Source organism: Pseudomonas sp. Pse35 (assembly GCF_024519715.1).
In the GTDB taxonomy this organism is placed as follows: Bacteria; Pseudomonadota; Gammaproteobacteria; order Pseudomonadales; family Pseudomonadaceae; genus Aquipseudomonas; species Aquipseudomonas paracarnis.
In genome coordinates this window covers 216526-235308 of record NZ_JALJRP010000003.1, presented here as the reverse complement: position 1 = coordinate 235308, position 18783 = coordinate 216526, and the positions used below count along the sequence as shown (strand labels likewise).

19 protein-coding genes are annotated in these 18783 nt (G+C 61.8%); 13 read left to right on the top strand and 6 right to left on the bottom strand.

Annotated elements, in window-relative coordinates:
• Positions 1-41 precede the first annotated feature (41 nt).
• Positions 42-1562 (bottom strand): aldehyde dehydrogenase family protein, encoded by a 1521-nt coding sequence (locus OC445_RS03375; RefSeq protein WP_262019940.1) that lies wholly within the window; start codon positions 1560-1562, stop codon positions 42-44.
• Positions 1563-1834: 272 nt separating this feature from the next.
• Between OC445_RS03375 and OC445_RS03370 the strand changes: the two genes are divergently transcribed.
• From OC445_RS03370 to OC445_RS03355, 4 genes are all read left to right on the top strand, one after another.
• Positions 1835-3745 (top strand): sigma-54-dependent Fis family transcriptional regulator, encoded by a 1911-nt coding sequence (locus OC445_RS03370; RefSeq protein WP_220382819.1) that lies wholly within the window; start codon positions 1835-1837, stop codon positions 3743-3745.
• A gap of 208 nt (positions 3746-3953) precedes the next feature.
• Positions 3954-5303, top strand: a complete 1350-nt coding sequence (gene mpl, locus OC445_RS03365) for a UDP-N-acetylmuramate:L-alanyl-gamma-D-glutamyl-meso-diaminopimelate ligase (protein WP_060764042.1) — start codon at positions 3954-3956, stop codon at positions 5301-5303.
• Positions 5300-5929 (top strand): flavin prenyltransferase UbiX, encoded by a 630-nt coding sequence (gene ubiX, locus OC445_RS03360; RefSeq protein ID WP_197900748.1) that lies wholly within the window; start codon positions 5300-5302, stop codon positions 5927-5929. Before mpl ends, ubiX begins: the two co-directional genes overlap by 4 nt.
• Positions 5922-6206, top strand: coding sequence for a YceK/YidQ family lipoprotein (locus tag OC445_RS03355; protein ID WP_003194502.1), 285 nt, complete (start codon positions 5922-5924; stop codon positions 6204-6206). Before ubiX ends, OC445_RS03355 begins: the two co-directional genes overlap by 8 nt.
• Positions 6207-6360: 154 nt before the next feature.
• On the opposite strand, the gene OC445_RS03350 is transcribed toward OC445_RS03355, so the two are convergent.
• The 3 genes from OC445_RS03350 to OC445_RS03340 all read right to left on the bottom strand — a co-directional run bounded on the left by OC445_RS03350 (position 6361) and on the right by OC445_RS03340 (position 9402).
• Positions 6361-7002, bottom strand: a complete 642-nt coding sequence (locus OC445_RS03350; RefSeq protein ID WP_014720096.1) for an oxidoreductase — start codon at positions 7000-7002, stop codon at positions 6361-6363.
• A gap of 29 nt (positions 7003-7031) precedes the next feature.
• Entirely contained in the window at positions 7032-8750 is a 1719-nt protein-coding gene (locus OC445_RS03345) for a C13 family peptidase (protein ID WP_262019939.1), read from the bottom strand.
• Positions 8751-8946: 196 nt separating this feature from the next.
• Positions 8947-9402 (bottom strand): MaoC family dehydratase, encoded by a 456-nt coding sequence (locus OC445_RS03340; RefSeq protein WP_003194496.1) that lies wholly within the window; start codon positions 9400-9402, stop codon positions 8947-8949.
• A 184-nt stretch (positions 9403-9586) separates the two neighbouring features.
• Between OC445_RS03340 and OC445_RS03335 the strand changes: the two genes are divergently transcribed.
• From OC445_RS03335 to OC445_RS03320, 4 genes are all read left to right on the top strand, one after another.
• Positions 9587-9940, top strand: coding sequence for a CidA/LrgA family protein (locus OC445_RS03335; protein WP_003194494.1), 354 nt, complete (start codon positions 9587-9589; stop codon positions 9938-9940).
• Complete coding sequence (locus tag OC445_RS03330; protein ID WP_034126899.1) at positions 9937-10653, top strand: LrgB family protein; 717 nt, start codon at positions 9937-9939, stop codon at positions 10651-10653. Before OC445_RS03335 ends, OC445_RS03330 begins: the two co-directional genes overlap by 4 nt.
• A gap of 22 nt (positions 10654-10675) precedes the next feature.
• The gene (locus OC445_RS03325) at positions 10676-11266 is read left to right on the top strand and encodes an LON peptidase substrate-binding domain-containing protein (protein WP_198790878.1); all 591 of its coding nucleotides are present in this window, start codon (positions 10676-10678) and stop codon (positions 11264-11266) included.
• Between the two features lie 100 nt (positions 11267-11366).
• Positions 11367-11582 carry a hypothetical protein gene (locus tag OC445_RS03320; RefSeq protein WP_054896190.1) on the top strand — a complete coding sequence of 72 codons (216 nt, stop codon included), beginning with the start codon at positions 11367-11369 and terminating at the stop codon, positions 11580-11582.
• Here OC445_RS03320 and OC445_RS03315 read toward each other — a convergent pair.
• A complete protein-coding gene (locus OC445_RS03315; RefSeq protein WP_054918122.1) occupies positions 11576-12892 on the bottom strand; it encodes a bifunctional DedA family/phosphatase PAP2 family protein in 1317 nt (438 codons plus the stop codon). The genes OC445_RS03320 and OC445_RS03315 overlap by 7 nt on opposite strands.
• A 156-nt stretch (positions 12893-13048) precedes the next feature.
• Positions 13049-13732, bottom strand: coding sequence for a DNA-3-methyladenine glycosylase (locus OC445_RS03310; RefSeq protein WP_054918120.1), 684 nt, complete (start codon positions 13730-13732; stop codon positions 13049-13051).
• Positions 13733-13907: 175 nt separating this feature from the next.
• Here OC445_RS03310 and OC445_RS03305 point away from each other — a divergent pair, with 175 nt between their 5' ends.
• The 5 genes from OC445_RS03305 (at position 13908) to mrdA (ending at position 18769) form a co-directional block, all read left to right on the top strand.
• The gene (locus tag OC445_RS03305) at positions 13908-15173 is read left to right on the top strand and encodes a glutamate-5-semialdehyde dehydrogenase (protein ID WP_034126904.1); all 1266 of its coding nucleotides are present in this window, start codon (positions 13908-13910) and stop codon (positions 15171-15173) included.
• Positions 15173-15817, top strand: a complete 645-nt coding sequence (gene nadD, locus OC445_RS03300) for a nicotinate-nucleotide adenylyltransferase (protein ID WP_003194480.1) — start codon at positions 15173-15175, stop codon at positions 15815-15817. Before OC445_RS03305 ends, nadD begins: the two co-directional genes overlap by 1 nt.
• A 66-nt stretch (positions 15818-15883) precedes the next feature.
• Entirely contained in the window at positions 15884-16378 is a 495-nt protein-coding gene (gene rsfS / locus OC445_RS03295; RefSeq protein ID WP_003176298.1) for a ribosome silencing factor, read from the top strand.
• A 9-nt stretch (positions 16379-16387) separates the two neighbouring features.
• Positions 16388-16855 (top strand): 23S rRNA (pseudouridine(1915)-N(3))-methyltransferase RlmH, encoded by a 468-nt coding sequence (rlmH, locus tag OC445_RS03290; RefSeq protein ID WP_003176297.1) that lies wholly within the window; start codon positions 16388-16390, stop codon positions 16853-16855.
• Positions 16856-16870: 15 nt separating this feature from the next.
• Entirely contained in the window at positions 16871-18769 is a 1899-nt protein-coding gene (gene mrdA, locus OC445_RS03285) for a penicillin-binding protein 2 (protein ID WP_034126905.1), read from the top strand.
• Positions 18770-18783 lie beyond the last annotated feature (14 nt).

Here is an 18783-nt window from a genome sequence, read left to right as displayed (position 1 = left end):
GCAAGCTCGCTCCTACAGTGACGGTTGTTGCTTCAGTGGGGTTAGAAAAAGCCCAACGGATTAATGTCGTAACTCACCAGCAAGTTCTTGGTCTGCTGGTAGTGATCCAACATCATCTTGTGGGTTTCACGGCCCACGCCAGACTTCTTGTAACCACCAAACGCGGCATGCGCCGGGTACAGGTGGTAGCAGTTGGTCCACACGCGGCCGGCCTTGATCGCCCGGCCCATGCGGTAGGCGCGGTTGATGTCGCGGGTCCACAGGCCGGCGCCCAGGCCGAACTCGGTGTCGTTGGCAATCGCCAGGGCTTCGGCTTCATCCTTGAAAGTGGTGATGCTTACCACCGGGCCGAAGATTTCTTCCTGGAACACGCGCATGTCGTTGGTGCCCTTGAGCAGGGTCGGCTGGATGTAATAACCGGTGGCCAGGTCGCCCGTGAGCTTCTCGACCTTGCCGCCGGTGAGCAATTGCGCGCCTTCGCCCTTGGCGATTTCCAGGTAGGACAGGATCTTGTCGAACTGCTGCTCGGACGCCTGGGCGCCGACCATGGTGTCGGTGTCCAGCGGGTCACCACGCTTGATCGACTCGACCTTCTTCATCACCACTTTCATGAAGTCGTCGTAGATCGACTCTTCCACCAGAGCGCGGGAAGGGCAGGTGCACACTTCGCCCTGGTTGAAGAACGCCAGCACCAGGCCTTCGGCGGCTTTTTCGATAAATGCAGGTTCCGCTTTCATGATGTCGGCGAAGAAGATGTTCGGCGACTTGCCGCCCAGCTCGACCGTGGACGGAATGATGTTCTCGGCCGCGGCATGCATGATGTGCGAGCCCACAGGCGTTGAACCGGTAAAGGCGATCTTGGCGATGCGCTTGCTGGTGACAAGGGCTTCGCCAGCTTCCTTGCCGAAACCGTGCACCACGTTCAGCACGCCCGGTGGCAGCAAGTCGCCGATCAGCTCCATCAGCACGCTGATGCCCAGCGGCGTTTGCTCGGCTGGCTTGAGCACCACGCAGTTACCGGCGGCCAGGGCCGGTGCGAGTTTCCACGCGGCCATCAGCAGCGGGAAGTTCCACGGGATGATCTGGCCAACCACACCCAGCGGTTCGTGGAAGTGGTAGGCGGCGGTGAGTTCGTTGATTTCCGCGCTGCTGCCTTCCTGGGCGCGGATGCAGCCAGCGAAGTAGCGGAAGTGGTCGGCGGCCAGAGGGATGTCGGCGTTGAGGGTTTCGCGCACGGCCTTGCCGTTGTCCCAGGTTTCGGTGATGGCCAGCAGTTCGAGGTTTTGCTCGATGCGGTCGGCGATTTTCAGCAGTACCCGCGAGCGGTCCTGGGCGCTGGTTTTGCCCCAGGCGTCTGCGGCTGCGTGGGCGGCGTCCAGTGCTTTGTCGATGTCTTTGGCAGTGGAGCGCGGGAAGTCGGCGATGGGCTTGCCGTTGACCGGCGAGGTGTTGGAGAAGTAGTTGCCATCGACCGGCGCCACGAATTCGCCGCCGATGTAGTTGCCGTATTTGGCCTTGAACGAAACGATGGCGCCTTCGGTACCGGGGTGTGCATAACGCATGGTGGGCATCTCCTGCTTTTATGTTTATCGGAGTACAGCGCTGCGAGCGCGTTATAAAGCGTAGAGCAAAGGTCGGGCCATCGCCGTGCGGGCCAGCAGAATCAAGAGGTTGGGCTTTGTTGCAAGGCTTTGCCGTGACGGGAGTGATACAGGCAAGGTGACAGTTTGTGCCATAAACGATACAGCCTGTGACCGGTGGGTCGGGCCGGGATTGCAATGGCCGGATGGCTGGGGGATGCTGGGCGTTCTCACGCAGGGAGAATAATAAGAACATGCATAACGATCATTTCAGTCGCCATGCCCAGCAAGTCTTGACCGTCACCCGTGGCCAAGAGCTTTCCCAAGGGCCTGGCAGCGACCCGTCCATCGCCCGTTCCTGGCTGCGCTGCGTGGAGGATTACCACCTCGACCCGGCGCTGACCATCGCGCCCACCGTGCTCGAGCACGGGCGCCTGCTGGAAAGTCGCGAACGCCTGCGCCAAGTGCTGCACATCGCCGGCAGCGAAATGAACAGCCTGCACCAGCAACTCTCCGGCGCCGGTCATGCGGTGCTGCTCACCGATGCGCGTGGGGTGATCCTCAACTGTGTCACCGCGCCGTCCGAGCGCAAGATATTCGAGCGCGCCGGCTTATGGCTGGGCGCTGACTGGAGCGAAGCCTGCGAAGGCACCAACGGCATCGGCACCTGCCTGGTGGAGCGGCAGTCGTTGACGATCCACCGTGACGAGCATTTTCGCGGCCGTCATACCGGGCTGACCTGTTCGGCCAGCCCGGTGTTCGACCCACATGGTGAATTGCTGGCGGTGCTGGATGTGTCCTCGGCCCGCGAAGCCGTGTCGCGCCAGAGCCAGTTCCACACCATGGCGCTGGTGAACCTGTCGGCCAAGATGATCGAAAGTTGCTATTTCCTGCGCCACTTCGAACACCACTGGCTGTTGCGTTTCCACCTGCAGGCCGAGTCGGTCGGGTTGTTCAGCGAAGGCTTGCTGGCGTTTGATGGCGAAGGGCGCATTTGTGCGGTCAACCAGAGCGCTCTGAACCTGTTGGGGCAGCTACGCGGCGGCTTGGTAGGCCAGCCGGTGGAGGCATTTTTCGACTGCTCCCTGGATCAGTTACTGGGGCGGGCCAGCGCGAATGCCACGGCCAGTTGGCCGCTGCGCACCCGCGATGGCCGGCTTTTGTTTGCAGCGCTGCGAGGCCAGCCGCGCAGTGTGCCGGTACCCATCATCAAGCCGCAGGCGCCACGGCCTTTGGGTATCTGCGTGGGCGACCCGGCGTTGCAAAATGAGCTACGCAAGGCCTCGCGAGTGTTCGAGCGCGACGTGCCCTTGCTGATCAACGGCGAAACCGGCTGCGGTAAAGAAGCCTTCGCCAAGGCTGTGCACCAGGGCAGCCAGCGGGGCGATAAGGCCTTTGTTGCGCTGAACTGTGCGGCGATTCCAGAAAACCTGATCGAGAGCGAACTGTTTGGCTATCGCGCCGGCAGTTTCACCGGCGCCCTTAAAGAAGGCATGCGCGGCAAACTGCAACAGGCCGACGGCGGCACGCTGTTTCTCGACGAAATCGGCGACATGCCCCTGGCGTTGCAAACCCGCCTGTTACGGGTGCTGGAGGATCGCCTGGTGGTGCCTATTGGCGGCGAACCTCAAGCGGTGAACGTGCGCATCATCAGCGCCACGCACCGTAATTTGCTGGAGCGCGTGGCCGATGGCAGCTTTCGCGAAGACCTGTATTACCGCTTGAACGGCTTGGAAGTGGCCCTGCCGCCGTTGCGCGAACGCAGTGACAAGTCGCAACTGTTGGACTTCCTCCTGGCCCAGGAAGCGGGCACCGAGCAGGTGATGCTGGACGAGCCTGCGCGCCAGGCTCTGTTGGCATTCCACTGGCCCGGCAACCTGCGGCAGTTGCGTACGGTGTTGCGCACGGTAGTGGCGCTCTGTGAGGGCGGGCGAGTCGGTCTTGAAGACTTGCCGGCACTGATTCGCCAAGCGCAGCCGCAAGGGGCGAGGGTGGATGCGCCGTGCGTCTCGCCGCTGGAGAACGCCGAGCGCCAGGCATTGCTCAACGCGTTGGCGCAGCAGCGCTGGCATATGAGCCATGTGGCTGAACAGTTGGGGGTCAGTCGCAATACGCTGTACCGCAAGTTACGCAAACATGGCATTTCACGGGACGCCATGCAGTAAGGGGCGCTGTCGGAGTAACCTGGTTATTGCGAACCGCTCGTTTTTTGTCTCACGCTCTACCTTGAAAGCCGCTGAGCTTAAAAACGCCGGCAGCGCGGTTTAAGACCTTCCTTGTGCCGGATCCTACCGGCGAGCGTTTCGTGCTCAGCTAAAGCGTGCGAACTTTCCCACCCTACGCTAACCTGCCTCGATGTTTACGAGGTCGACTATGCACATTCATATTCTGGGTATCTGCGGTACGTTCATGGGTTCGATGGCGGTTCTGGCCAAAGAGCTGGGCCATCACGTAACAGGCTCCGATGCCAATGTTTATCCACCCATGAGCACGCAGCTACAGGCGCAAGGGATTGAGCTGACCCAAGGTTACGACCCTTCGCAATTCGACCCGGTGCCGGACCTGGTCGTCATCGGCAACGCCATGTCTCGCGGCAACCCGGCGGTGGAATACGTACTGAACAAAGGCTTGCCTTACGTCTCCGGCCCCCAGTGGCTGGCGGACCATGTGCTGCAGGGCCGTTGGGTCCTGGCAGTGGCGGGCACTCACGGCAAGACCACCACCAGCAGCATGCTGGCCTGGGTGCTGGAGCATGCAGGCATGAGTCCGGGTTTCCTGATTGGCGGTGTGCCGCAGAACTTCTCGGTATCGGCGCGCCTGGGCCAGACCCCGTTTTTTGTGATCGAGGCCGATGAATACGACAGCGCCTTTTTCGACAAGCGCTCCAAGTTCGTCCATTACCGCCCACGCACAGCGATCCTGAATAACCTTGAGTTCGATCACGCGGATATCTTCCCCGATCTGCCGGCGATTGAGCGCCAGTTCCACCACTTGGTGCGCACTATCCCAAGTGAGGGCCTTGTCATTCATCCCACCACCGAGCCTGCGTTGCAGCGTGTGATCGACATGGGCTGCTGGACCCCGGTGCAAACTACCGGCGCGGACGGGCAGTGGCAGGCGAGGTTGCTCAGCGAAGACGGTTCGCGGTTTGAAGTGCTGTTCGAAGGCCAGCCCCAAGGCATCGTCGATTGGGGCATGACCGGCCAACACAACGTGGCCAACGCTTTGGTGAGCCTGGCTGCCGCTCGGCATGTTGGCGTGGTGCCAGCCATGGGCATTGCCGCCTTGAGCGCGTTCAAGAGTGTGAAGCGGCGCATGGAGAAAGTCGCTGAAGTAAATGGAATTACCATCTACGACGACTTTGCTCACCACCCGACCGCAATTGCCACAACCCTGGATGGCCTGCGCAAGCGCGTCGGCGATGCGCAGATCATTGCCATCGTCGAGCCGCGCTCCAACTCCATGAAGCTGGGCGCGCACCGTGATGGCCTGCCCGAGAGCGTCAACGATGCCGACCAGGTGGTGTGGTATGCGCCGGCCAACCTCGGCTGGGATTTGCCCGCGATTGCTGCGCTATGCACCGTGCCCTCCACAGTCTGCGATTCGTTGGAAGGCATCATTGAGCATGTGAAATCCTTGGCCCAGCCCGGCACCCACGTGGTGGTCATGAGCAACGGTGGCTTTGGCGGCCTGCACGGCAAGCTGGCCGAGGCACTGAAATGAGCGGGCCGGAACGCATCACACTGGCGATGACCGGCGCATCCGGTGCGCCCTACGGCTTGCGCCTGCTCGACTGCCTGGTGCGTGAAGACCGTGAGGTGCATTTTCTGATCTCCAAGGCGGCGCAATTGGTGCTGGCGACTGAGACCGATGTCGCGCTGCCTTCCAAGGTGCAGATGATGCAGGCATTCCTCACCGAGTACACCGGCGCAGCGGCGGGGCAGATCAAGGTTTACGGCAAAGAGGACTGGATGTCGCCGGTAGCCTCAGGCTCCGGTGCGCCAGCGGCGATGGTGGTGGTGCCGTGTTCCACCGGCACCTTGTCGGCGATTGCCATAGGCGCCTGCAACAACCTGATCGAAAGGGCGGCGGATGTGACCTTGAAGGAGCGCCGCCAGTTGATCCTGGTGCCGCGCGAAGCGCCGTATTCGAGCATTCACCTGGAGCACATGCTCAAGTTGTCGAACATGGGCGTGACCATCCTGCCCGCGTCGCCTGGTTTCTATCACCAGCCACAGACCATCGATGACCTGGTGGACTTTGTGGTGGCGCGCATTCTCAATCTGTTGAACATTCCCCAGGACATGCTGCCGCGTTGGGGCGAGCACCATCTGGGCGGCGATGAATAAAGCACTGCTGCTGTTGATGGCACTGCAACTAACCGGCTGTGCCACCGCGCGCACGCTGGATGCCGCGCAACCGGGCGCCCCGGTGGTGTATGCCGGCACACGCCTGGATCTGTACGCGATCAATGGCGGCTGCTGCGCCAAGGACCGCTTTGGTGCCGAGGCCCCGAGCTATCCCCATCTCGACCTGCCGGCCAGCGCGTTGCTCGATACCTTATTGTTGCCACTGTCGGTGTTGACGGTGCTGGGTGTGGGCTTCAACGCCACGGGCGGGCTGTAGATAGGATGTGGATCGTTCCCACGCGCGTTGGATCGTTCCCACGCTCCGCGTGGGAATGCAGTCGGGGACGCTCCGCGTCCCAAGCATGACGCAGAGCGTCATAACCGGCGTTCCCACGCAGAGCGTGGGAGCGATCAGTACAAGCCCTGCATCATTACTTACCGAGCTTGCGCAACTCGTCCGATTCCACCACCCGCACGCCATCCTGTTCTTCCAGCGCCAGGCGCCACATGGCGCGGGCCAGTTCGCAGACTTCAATACCGTGGTACTTACCGGGAATCAGCCGTGACAGCGGCCCGGCCAACTGCTCGGCCAAGCGCGGTTCCAACCGCTCCCCCAGCAGCAGCGATGGACGTACGATGGTCAACTGCGGCCAGTCTTGCGCTCTCAGCGCCAGTTCCATTTCCCCCTTGACCCGGTTGTAGAACACCGAGGATTTCGGGTCGGCGCCAATCGCACTGATCACGATCAGATGCCGCGCGCCCAGTTCCCGTGCGCGCTTGGCGAAGGCCACCACCATGTCCAGGTCGACCGCACGGAACGCCGCTTCCGAGCCGGCCTTTTTGATCGTGGTGCCCAGGCAGCAGAAGGCAATATCCACGCGGCCGCTCAGTTGCGGCAGGAACACCGCCGGGTCGCCCACCGGGTTTTCCAGGCGTGGATGTTCAGCCAATGGTTTGCGGCTGGGTGCCAGCACGCGGGTCACGGTGGGTTCGTTGAGCAGGCGGTCGAGCAGGTGTTCGCCAGTGAGGCCGGAAGCCCCGGCCAGCAAGATATGCTGCGGTGTCAGGTACATGGTGTTTCCCCCTTGTTACACGTTACAGCTTAGTTGCCTTTGGCTTCCTTGCTATTCATTGAGACGCTTTCGAGCGCCTTTCGTGCCTGCTGTTTACGTAATAATTGCCAATGGGCGATCACGCCTTTAGGGGCCCAGATCTGCGGTTCGGAGGCTTCGAAGTTGTCCGCCTGTTCGCGTTCGGCCACGTGCAGTTGCGCCAGTTTGAAGGCGTGTTGCAAATCATCCGTCTGGTTGAAAGCTTGTGCGAAAAGGGCATCACCGAAGTAGGTGAAGTCTGCTTCTTCCGAGCAGCCGAATGACACGCGGTCTGCACGGGAGGCGGTCATGATCAGGGTGCGCTCATCTTTGAGCGCCGGTATGAAACCGCCGGAGTAACACGCGGAGATCACGATGACCTTGTCGCGGTTTTTCAGCGGTGCGAGCACGGCGGCCAGCTCGTCGGCGGGCAGGTCGGCCAGTTCCATGCGCGGTTGGTCGAGCACCAGCTCATGCTCATGGGTGCCATGGCTGGTCAAGTAAATGAACACCAGGTCTTCCGGCCCGGTCCGTTCGGCCAGGGTTTGCACCGAGCGGCGCAGGCTTTCACGGGTGGCCAGGGGGCGGTCGGCGATATGGTCGCGGTGGTTGACCAGGCGCACCTGCCCGCGCGCGCCGAAGCGGGTGGCGAGCAGGTTGCTGACGTAATCGGCCTCGCGCAGGAACACGCTTTGTTTGCCGTCGCCGGCCAGCACCAAGGTGTATAGCTCCACGGCCGGAGTGGACGCGGGCACTGTCGCCAGGGCGTCATCGAGCAAGCGGCCTTGAGCCAGTATGCCGGTCTCCAGAGGGTCGGGCAGCAGCTTGCCCTCGGCGTCGCGCACGCGCAGGCCGTTGACCCAGGTGCCGGACTGCACGGTGCCGTCGGTGAGTACCAGGGTGCCACGGCCTTGATAGTTGTCGCTGTCGAAGCCACCGATATAGAAACTGCCATCGGTGAGGTTCAGGCGCCCTTCGCCGGTAAAGCGCCAGTCACTGAACTGGCCGACATAGTGGCTGCCATCGACCCCGATCAATTCGCCTTTGCCGGTCAGCGCGCCTTCCTTGAACTGGCCGATCCACACATCACCGTCGGCGTTCTCGTAGCGACCTTTGCCATTGAGCTGGTTCTGTTTGAACTGGCCGACATAGATATCGCCTTCGGCGCTATTGAAAGTGCCATTGCCTTCCAGTTGGCCATCGACAAAGCGGCCGCTGAACTGGTTGCCGCTGTCGTCATTGCGCTGGCCTTCGCCATTGGGCTTGCCGTGGGCGAACTGGCCCTGGTACTGACTGCCGTCGGCCAGTTCCAGGCGGCCGAGGCCTGAGTACTGGTCGTCCTGGAATTCGCCGCGATAAGTCATTTGCCCCTCTTTGAGGGTGCCTTCGCCGTTGCGTCGGCCGTTCTTGAAACCGCCCACGTAGCTGCTGCCCGAGGTGGTCAGGCTGCCCTGGCCATCAAACAGGCCCTGCTTGAATTCGCCTTTATAGACTTCGCCATTGCTGCCATGCCATTCGCCCTGGCCGTGCCACTGGCCTTTGTCGAACTGGCCGGCGTACCAACTGCCATTGGGGTAGTCCACACGGCCTTGGCCTTGCAGCAAACCGTTGACCACATCGCCACGGTAGCGGCCGCCATCGGGCAAGCGCGCATCGGGCGGCAACAGCGATTCGCCGTCTCCGCAAGCGGTGAGCAACAGGACAAGGGCAAGGGGAGCGAGTGGGCGCATAGCGGGATCCGGATAATTGAGCGCCGAGTATGCCGTAGCCGGGGTGCCGAACCTAGTGGTCTATGCGCAGGATCTACCACCTGTAGGAGCGGGCTTGCCCGCGAAAAACTCACAGGCGCCGCATTTGTTCAGCAAGCACGCGTTATCGCTGACGACCTTCGCGAGCAAGCTCGCTCCTACAGTGGGGGGGTGGCGATCATACGAAGCAGAGTGACAGCGACTCGGCAATGTAGGCCGGCTTTTCCTGGCCTTCGATTTCCAGGGTGGCGGTGGCCTTGAACAGCCATTGGCCCGGTTTTTTCTCGGTGACGTCAGTGAGGGTGACGTTCAGCCGCACCTTGGAGTTCACTTTCACCGGCTGGATAAAGCGCACGCTGTCCAGGCCGTAGTTGACGGCCATCTTCAAGCCTTCGGGCATGATCAGGATGTCTTCCATCAGCTTGGGCATCAGCGACAGTGACAGGAACCCGTGGGCGATGGTGCTGCCGAACGGGGTCTGCGCGGCCTTGACCGGGTCGACGTGGATGAACTGATGATCGCCCGTGGCTTCCGCGAACAGGTTGATGCGCGCCTGGTCGATGGTGAGCCATTCGGAACGTCCCAGCTCCTTGCCGACGTAATCTTTGAGCTGCGCTACGGGTACATAGGGCATTGCGTCTCTCCTTGGTTCATCACTTATGTGCCCGTTGATAAGGGGCGTTTTTATGGGTTACAGAGAACCAATGTAGATCATCATGGGCAATCAGCCTGGTCAACCCAACATGCTTTTGGCGAATGCCGGAGCATAGGGCGGGCATGCTTATAATGCGCGCGAGTTTTGAGGGGGGGAGAGCGGGATGCTGTTACGTGGCCTGACCTGGCTGGTGCTGTTTCAACTGATCGGCACCGCGATCAATCATTTGCTGGTGCCGGTACTGCCGGGGCCGATCATCGGCTTGTTGCTGATGCTGGGCTTTCTGGTGTGGCGCGGTGAAGTCGGCGAGCCCCTGAGCCTGGCGGCCGGCAGCCTGTTGCGTTACCTGCCGCTGCTGCTGGTGCCGCCGGCCGTGGGAGTGATGGTGTATGCCAAAGACATCGTGGCGGATTTCTGGGCCATCGTCGGGGCGTTGGTGTTGTCGCTGGTGATCGCCATGGGCTTTGTCGGTGTGCTGATGCAGCAGATGGTCAAGCGCAAGGAGAAGGACCAATGATCCTCGACTGGCAGGGCGCCTGGACGGCGGTCATTCATCACCCGCTGTTCGGTATCGGTATCACCCTGGGTGCCTATCAACTGGTGCTGGCGGGGTTCGAGAAAACCCGCTGGATCTTCCTGCAGCCGGTGCTGGTGTCGATGCTGCTGGTGATCGGCGTGCTGCTCACCTGCGGGCTGAGCTACGCCGAATACCGCAAGAGCACCGAGATCATGGGCATCCTGCTGGGGCCTGCGACCGTGGCCCTGGCGGTGCCGCTTTATCTGAACCTGCGACGGATTCGCCAATTGTTCTGGCCGATATTTACTACGCTGGTGGTAGGCGGGGTATTGGCCACCGGCCTTTGTGTAGCGTTGGGATGGTGGTTCGGGGCCGAGCACAGGGTGCTGATGACCATGGCACCCAAGTCGGTCACCTCGCCGATTGCCATGCTGGTGGCCGAGCAGATCGGCGGCGTGGCGGCCTTGGCGGCGGTGTTTGTGTTGATCACTGGGGTGGTCGGCGCGATGATCGGTCCAGCGCTCTTGTCGCGCCTGGGTGTACGCAGCCCCGAAGCGCGCGGCATGGCCCTGGGCATGACCGCCCACGCTGTCGGCACTTCGGTAGCCCTGCAGGAAAGCGAAGAATGCGGCGCCTTCGCGGCGCTGGCCATGAGTTTGATGGGCGTGGCCACGGCGGTGTTCCTGCCGTTGGCGGTGTCGGTCATTGTTTAACCCAGGTTTTAAGGAAACCGTTATGAGTCTGGCGCTATTCCCCCTCAACACTGTGCTGTTCCCGGGCTGCACCCTCGACTTGCAGATATTTGAGGCGCGCTACCTGGACATGATCGGCCGTTGCATGAAAAAGGGCGAAGGCTTTGGTGTGGTGTGCATCCTGGATGGCTCGGAAGTGGGCACGGCCCCTGACGGTTATGCGCTTGTCGGTTGTGAAGCGCTGATTCGTGACTTCAAACAGCAGGACAACGGCCTGCTGGGCATTCGCGTCGAAGGTGGCCGTCGTTTCCGCGTGCGTGAGGCCGGCGTGCAGAAAGACCAGTTGCTGGTGGCTGATGTGCGATGGCTGCAAGAATTGCCGGACCAGCCGCTGGGCGAAGAGGACGCCGACTTGCTGGCGTTGCTTGAGGCCTTGGCCGAACACCCGATGGTGGCCTCGCTGGACATGGGCGGCCAGGCCGAAGGCCAGCAAGCCCTGAGCAATCAGTTGGCCTATCTGCTTCCATTTAGCGAGGCCGACAAGATCGACTTGCTGCAACTGGACGACCCAGGGCAACGCCTGGATGCGATCCAACTGTTGCTCGATGAATTGCAGGGCGAGCTGTTCACCTGAGATTCGGATTTGCCTGACAGAGCTTTCAGACTTTGCTCGGTCGCCTCCACTGCGCCGCCTGCACTATTTTCCGATCGCACAACAATGATCGGAGATAACCATGATTCGGCTGACCCCCTCGGAACAAGTCGCGTGGGACGCTTATTTTGTCAGCGTGACCACGCAATTACTCCAGCAGGAAGCCACGCGTGGCGCGGAGTACATCACCGAGCGCGCCGCCGAAATGGCCGATGAGATGCTGCTGGAGCGCCGCGAGCGTTGCGCTGAACGGCGCAGCGCCTCCGTGGACTGGATCGGCCCGGCCAAGGGTCAATAGGCGTACCTGAGCAGGGCGTGGGGCGTACCGGTAAAGGCGATGAAACCGAGCACGGCCACCACGGCGGGCAGCACCAGCCACCAGGCTTTTTGCGACATGGCTGGCAATGGGCTGCGGTGCTCGATTGCCGTCAGGCTGAACGCACACACGGTCATTGCCAGCAAGGTGCCGGCCAGGATGTCCGTGGGCCAATGGGCGCCCAGGTACACCCGCGACAAGGCAATGAACGCCGCGGGAATGCAGCCCAGCAGCATCCAGGTCAGGCGCAGCCGCGTAGGTTGGCCGCGACCGGCCAATACCGCGAGCGCCAGGAAGAAGGCAAAGGCCCCGGAGGCATGGCCGCTGGGCATGCTGAAGCTGGTCAGCGGGTCCGTTAGGATTTCCGGGCGGCCACGGGCGAAAAACAGCTTGGTGCCGGTGTTAATCACTGCCGCGCCAGCGAGGGTGGCGCCGACAAATACGGCGTGGCGCCACTGCCGTGCCAACAGCAACAGGCCAGTGAACACGGCGCTGGCGAAAAACATCTTCTTGAACTCACCCAGTTGGGTGACCCGCACCATCACCTCGTCCAGCCACGGGCTGCGATGTTCCTGCACCAGTGCGCTCAGGCCCTGGTCGAAGTCATTGAGATGGGGGTAGCCGATAAACAGCGCGATCAACAACACCAGGCTGGCGCATCCAATCCACAAGGTGGTGCGCCGATGCCCGCGCCAACTGCTGTTCAAACTCATCCCCAGCAACACCGCGAGACACGCCGCGATAATCGCCGCTTCCGGCCAGAAGCCTTCCGGCAACGGCAGGCGGAACGCGGCGCCGGCAGCCCAGCCCGGCAGCAGATAGGCCACGGTCCAACCCGCTGCGGCAATGATGCTCACAGCGGCAAAGCGCGGGAAGGGCATGTCGCACATGCCGGCGACCATGGGCAGCATGGGACGCAATGGGCCGATGAAACGCCCGACCAACAGGCTGGCGATTCCGTACTTGTGGAAGTAGGTTTCTGCGCCGTTCATCCATTCAGGATGCTGGCGCAGGCCGGGCAGGCGCCGGATGTTCTGATGGAAATGGCGGCCCAGGTAATAGGAAACGCCGTCGCCCAATAAGCCGCCGAGGAAGCCCAGCAGTAGGGTTTCACTCAAAGGCAGCGCACCGCTGCCAGCCAACGCGGCGATTGCAAACAGCAATACCGTGCCCGGCACGATCAACCCGGCAATCGCCAGGCACTCCACACACGCGACGATAAACACCGCGGCTGCCAGCCATTGTGGGTTGAGGGTCAACCAGCCGGTGATGCTATCGAGCCATTGGCCCATACAATCCACTCCATGCATACAAAACAGAATTTGAGGCGGTGAAATTCAACTGTGGGAGCTGGCTTGCCGGCGATGGCTGCGGCATGGCCAGCATTGAAGTTGCCTGGCCCACTGCTATCGCAGGCAAGCCAGCTCCCACATGGGATGTGTCGCGCGTTAAATCAAAAAATAATCTCGGCCTTCGACCTGGCCCCGACGCAGCGGGTTCCGCGTGCAATAAGGCGCATAGCCAGCATCGACGAAGCGGTACATCAAGTGTTCATCGCGCCCACTGGGGATGCCCAGGCGCGTGGTCTGGATAATCTGCGTGGGCACCTGGCCCACGTCTTCGACATACAGCAGTTCCTGATCGAAGCGCTTGGCATCCCACATCGGCACTTTCAGGCCCAGTGCCTTGCACAGCAGCGTCTGGCCTGCACACAGCTTCTGCGAGGGGCGTGGGCTGCCATCGGGGTTGGGGTTGTTCAACAGCATCTGCGCCAGGCTCGCCGCCCCGGAAATTTCGTCGACCCAGGGATAGGCCGATTTGATCAGCACGGCATTGCCCGGGCCGTGGGCGCTGAAGTTCAGCGAATCACCGCCACGGGCGTAGTACATGTAGATATGGCCACCATCCAGAAACAAAGCCTTACGCTTTTCTGTGTAGCCGAGTGAGGCGTGGCTGCCTTTTTCGGCCACGTAATAGGCTTCGGTTTCAATAATTCGCGCCGAAAGCCAGAGATCGCCCACACGATGACGAATGACTTTTCCGAGTAATTCACGCGCAAGCAGTTGGGCATCGCGGTCGAAGAAGCTATCGGGCAGCGGGCTGGCGGGGAGCAGCGGGGGAAAGTCGGGCATGGCGGTCAAGGGTTGATACGGCTAAATGTGACTGAATCATAACAACTCTCACCTTAATTACGGCTGAACCTGGGGTTTTTACAGTTCATTTCGACCATCCGCCCCTCACCGCTGTCAGTCGGGCGGCGTCACAGCTATAATCTGCCGCTTTCCTCTTTGCCAAGACTCCCTGACCATGACTGAGTCCGTTCTTGACTACATGACCCGCCTGGGTCGCGCTGCCCGGCAGGCCTCGCGGTTGATCGCCCGTGCGAGCACCGCGCAGAAGAACCGTGCGCTGCTGGCGGCTGCGGATGCTCTGGATGCTTCGCGCTCCGAGTTGACCGCCGCCAACGAGCTGGACCTGGCCAATGGGCGCGCTAACGGCCTTGAGCCAGCCCTGCTGGACCGCCTGGCGCTGACCCCGGCACGTATCGACGACATGATCGAAGGCCTGCGTCAGGTGGCCAAGCTGCCTGACCCCATCGGTGAAATTCGCGACATGCGCTACCTGCCGTCCGGCATCCAGGTGGGCAAGATGCGCGTGCCCCTGGGCGTGATCGGCATCATCTATGAGTCGCGTCCGAACGTGACCATCGACGCCGCGAGCCTGTGCCTCAAGTCTGGCAACGCCACTATCCTGCGTGGCGGTTCCGAAGCGATCAATTCCAACCGCGCCATCGCCGCCTGCATCCAGCAGGGCCTGGCCGTGGCCGAGTTGCCGGCTGAAGTGGTGCAAGTAGTGGAAACCACCGACCGTGCTGCCGTGGGCGCGCTGATCACCATGCCGGAATTCGTCGACGTGATCGTGCCGCGGGGTGGCAAGAGCCTGATCGAGCGCGTCAGCCGCGATGCCAAGGTGCCAGTTATCAAGCACCTGGACGGCGTCTGCCATGTGTTCATCGACATCGCCGCCGACCTCGACAAGGCGATTCGCATTGCCGACAACGCCAAGACCCACCGCTACGCGCCGTGCAACACCATGGAAACCCTGCTGGTGCACGCTGGCATTGCCGAGCGTGTGCTGCCGCCGCTGGCCGCCATCTACCGTGACAAATCGGTAGAGCTGCGCGGTTGCGAGCGCACCCGTGCGCTGCTGGGTGCGGACGTCATCGAGGCGACCGAGCAGGACTGGTACACCGAGTACACGGCCCCGATCCTGTCGATCCGCATCGTCGACGACCTGGACCAGGCCATCGAACACATCAATACCTATGGCTCCAAGCACACCGACGCCATCGTTTCCGAGCATTTCAGCGATGCCCGGCGTTTCCTCAACGAAGTGGATTCCGCTTCGGTGATGGTCAACGCCTCGACGCGTTTTGCCGACGGCTTCGAGTACGGCCTGGGGGCTGAGATCGGTATTTCCACCGACAAGCTCCACGCACGCGGCCCGGTGGGCCTCGAAGGGCTGACCAGTGAGAAGTACGTGGTGTTTGGCGACGGTCATGTGCGCACTTGATGACTAAACGCATCGGGCTGCTCGGCGGTACTTTCGACCCCGTGCACATCGGCCATTTGCGCAGTGCCCTCGAAGTTGCGGATGCCCTTGCGCTGGATGAGCTGCGCCTGCTGCCCAATTTCCGGCCGCCCCATCGCGACACGCCGCAGGTGGCCGCCGAGCAACGCCTGGAAATGGTGCGTGTTGCCGTGGAAGGTATATCGCCGCTGGTGGTGGACGATCGCGAACTCAAGCGCGATAAACCGTCCTACACTATCGACACCCTGGAGCTGATGCGCGCCGAATTGGCCGCGGATGACCCACTGTTTCTGCTTTTGGGCTGGGACGCATTTTGCGGCCTGCCCTCTTGGCACCGCTGGGAGGAACTCCTCCAGCATTGCCACATCCTGGTTTTGCAACGCCCGGATGCCGACAGCGAACCGCCGGATGCCTTGCGCAACCTGCTGGCCGCGCGGTCGGTAAGTGACCCCTTGGCCCTGACCGGGCCGAACGGGAATATTGCATTCGTCTGGCAGACCCCGCTTGCGGTGTCCGCCACCCAGATCCGTCAACTGCTGGCCAGCGGGAAGTCGGTACGTTTCCTGGTGCCTGACGCGGTCCTGGCCTACATCGATGCGCACGGGCTGTACCGTGCGTCGAACTGAAAAGGCGCGCTTGAACGCACGAACCGTGCAGCAAGCGCCCGAACATACGAGCAAAACGAGTTTTATATGACGAACAAAGACGTAAGCAAAGTTAAGCGCAAAGGCACCTTCAAAAGCGCGCCGCTGCCGGTTGAAGCCCATGTCGGCCCGGAATTGGCTGGCGAAGAGCTGGTGAAAGTCGCCGTGGCTGCCCTGGAAGACGTTAAAGCCCAGGACATCCAGGTGCTGGACGTGCGCGACAAGCAGAGCATCACCGACTTCATGATCATCGCCACCGGTACCTCCAACCGCCAGATCGGCGCGATGCTGGACAAGGTTCGCGAAGCCGTCAAAGCCCAGGGCGTCAAGCCACTGGGTGAAGAAGGCAAGGGCGACAGCGACTGGGTGCTACTGGACATGGACGATGTGATCGTTCACATGATGACCTCCAACGCTCGCCAGTTCTACGACCTGGAACGTCTGTGGAAAGGCGCCGAGCAGAGCCGTGCCGCCGATGGCAAGCACCACAGCCCCGAAGTGGGCCACGCGCACTTCGACAAGCTCAACAAAGACCAGGAATAAGGAACGGCTGTGCGCCTGCGTCTGATCGCTGTCGGTTCACGCATGCCCAAGTGGGTGGAAGAAGGCTGGCACGAATATGCCAAGCGTCTGCCCGCTGAGCTGTCGCTTGAGCTGGTGGAAATACCGCTCAATACCCGGGGCAAGAACGCCGACGTGGCGCGCTTTATCCGTCAGGAAGGCGAAGCCATGCTGGCCAAGGTCGGCCCCAATGAGCGCATCGTCACCCTTGAAGTGCACGGCAAGCCCTGGAGCACCGAGCAACTGGCGGTGGAACTGGATCGCTGGCGCCTGGATTCGCGCACGGTCAATTTCATGGTCGGCGGCCCGGAAGGGCTGGCGCCGGAAGTCTGTGCGCGGGCCGATCAGCGCTGGTCGCTGTCGGCGCTGACGTTGCCGCACCCGTTGGTAAGGATTCTGATCGGTGAACAGCTTTATCGCGCCTGGACAGTTCTGTCCGGGCACCCTTACCACAAATAGTCTGCGCCGCCCCCGATGACCCAGCCGATCCGCATCAAGGACCACGAGAAAGACGCACGTCTGGTACGCGCGCGGGTGGTGTTCGGTGCTGTCTTGGTGGTGGTGCTGATGTGCGTGCTGATTGCGCGGCTGTATTTCCTCCAGGTGATCCAGTACGACTATCACTCCACGCTGTCGGAAAACAACCGGGTGCATGTGCAGCCGATTCCCCCGACCCGTGGGCTGATTTTCGACCGCAATGGCGTAGTGGTTGCCGATAACCGGCCCAGCTTCAGCCTGAGCATGACCCGTGAACGCTCCGGCGACTGGAAGCAGGTCCTGGATGTCATCGTCGAGGTGCTGCAACTGACGCCGGAAGACCGGGCCGTCTTCGAGAAGCGCATGCGGCAGGGGCGCCGGCCGTTCGAGCCGGTGCCGATCCTGTTCGAGCTGACCGAAGAGCAGATCGCCCGTATTGCGGTGAACCAGTTCCGCCTGCCGGGTGTGGAAGTGGTGGCGCAGTTGGTGCGGCATTACCCGCAAGGGCCGCACTTTGCCCACTCCGTTGGCTACATGGGGCGGATCAACGAGAAAGAGCTGAAAACCCTCGACCCGATCAACTACAGCGGCACCCATCACATCGGCAAAACCGGTATCGAGCGCTTCTACGAGGCCGAGTTGCATGGCCAGGTAGGTAACGAGGAAGTCGAGACCAATGCGCGTGGTCGCGTATTGCGCGTGCTCAAGCGCACCGATCCGGTGCCTGGCAAGGACATTGTCCTGAGTCTGGACATCAAGTTGCAGGAAGCTGCCGAGATGGCCCTGGGCGGTCGGCGGGGTGCCGTAGTGGCGCTGGACCCGAAGACTGGCGAAGTGCTGGCGATGGTCAGCCAGCCCAGCTTCGACCCCAACCCGTTTGTGACTGGCATCAGCTTCAAGGCCTACGCAGAGCTGCGTGATTCCATCGACCGGCCACTGTTCAACCGTGTGTTGCGCGGCCTGTACCCACCGGGCTCGACCATCAAGCCGGCGGTGGCGATTGCCGGCCTGGATGCTGGCGTGGTCACGGCCTCAAGCCGGGTGTACGACCCTGGCTACTACATGCTGCCCAACTACGATCACAAGTACCGTAACTGGAACCGCTCCGGTGACGGCTATGTCGACCTGGACACCGCGATCATGCGCTCCAACGACACCTATTTTTACGACCTGGCCCATAAACTGGGAATTGATCGGCTGTCTGCCTACATGGGCAAGTTCGGCCTCGGTCAGAAAGTCTCCCTGGACATGTTCGAAGAATCCCCCGGCCTGATGCCGTCGCGGGAGTGGAAGCGTGCGACCCGCCGCCAGGCGTGGTTCCCCGGCGAAACCCTGATCCTGGGTATCGGCCAGGGCTATATGCAGGCCACTCCGCTGCAACTGGCCCAGGCCACGGCGCTGGTGGCGAACAAAGGCGTGTGGAACCGACCGCATCTGGCCAGGACCATCGAAGGCGAAAAGCCGGTGGACGACAATCCGATTCCTGACATTGTGCTGCGTGACCCGTCCGATTGGGCCAAGGTCAACCACGGCATGCAGCAGGTGATGCACGGCGCTCGCGGCACTGCGCGCAAAGCGGCAATTGGCGCTCAATACCGCATTGCCGGCAAAAGTGGTACCGCCCAAGTGGTCGCGATCAAACAAGGCGAAAAGTATGACCGCTCCAAGGTGCAGGAGCGCCACCGCGACCACGCCTTGTTTGTCGGCTTTGCCCCGGCGGAAGACCCGAAGATCGTAGTGGCAGTGATGGTCGAGAACGGCGAGTCCGGCTCCGGCGTCGCGGCCCCAGTGGTACGCCAGGTGATGGACGCCTGGCTGCTGGCCGACGATGGCCGGCTCAAGCCCGAGTATGGCGGCCCCCCTTCAAGCCCCGAGGTTACGGCCCGTGAAGAGTAATTTTGACCGCATCC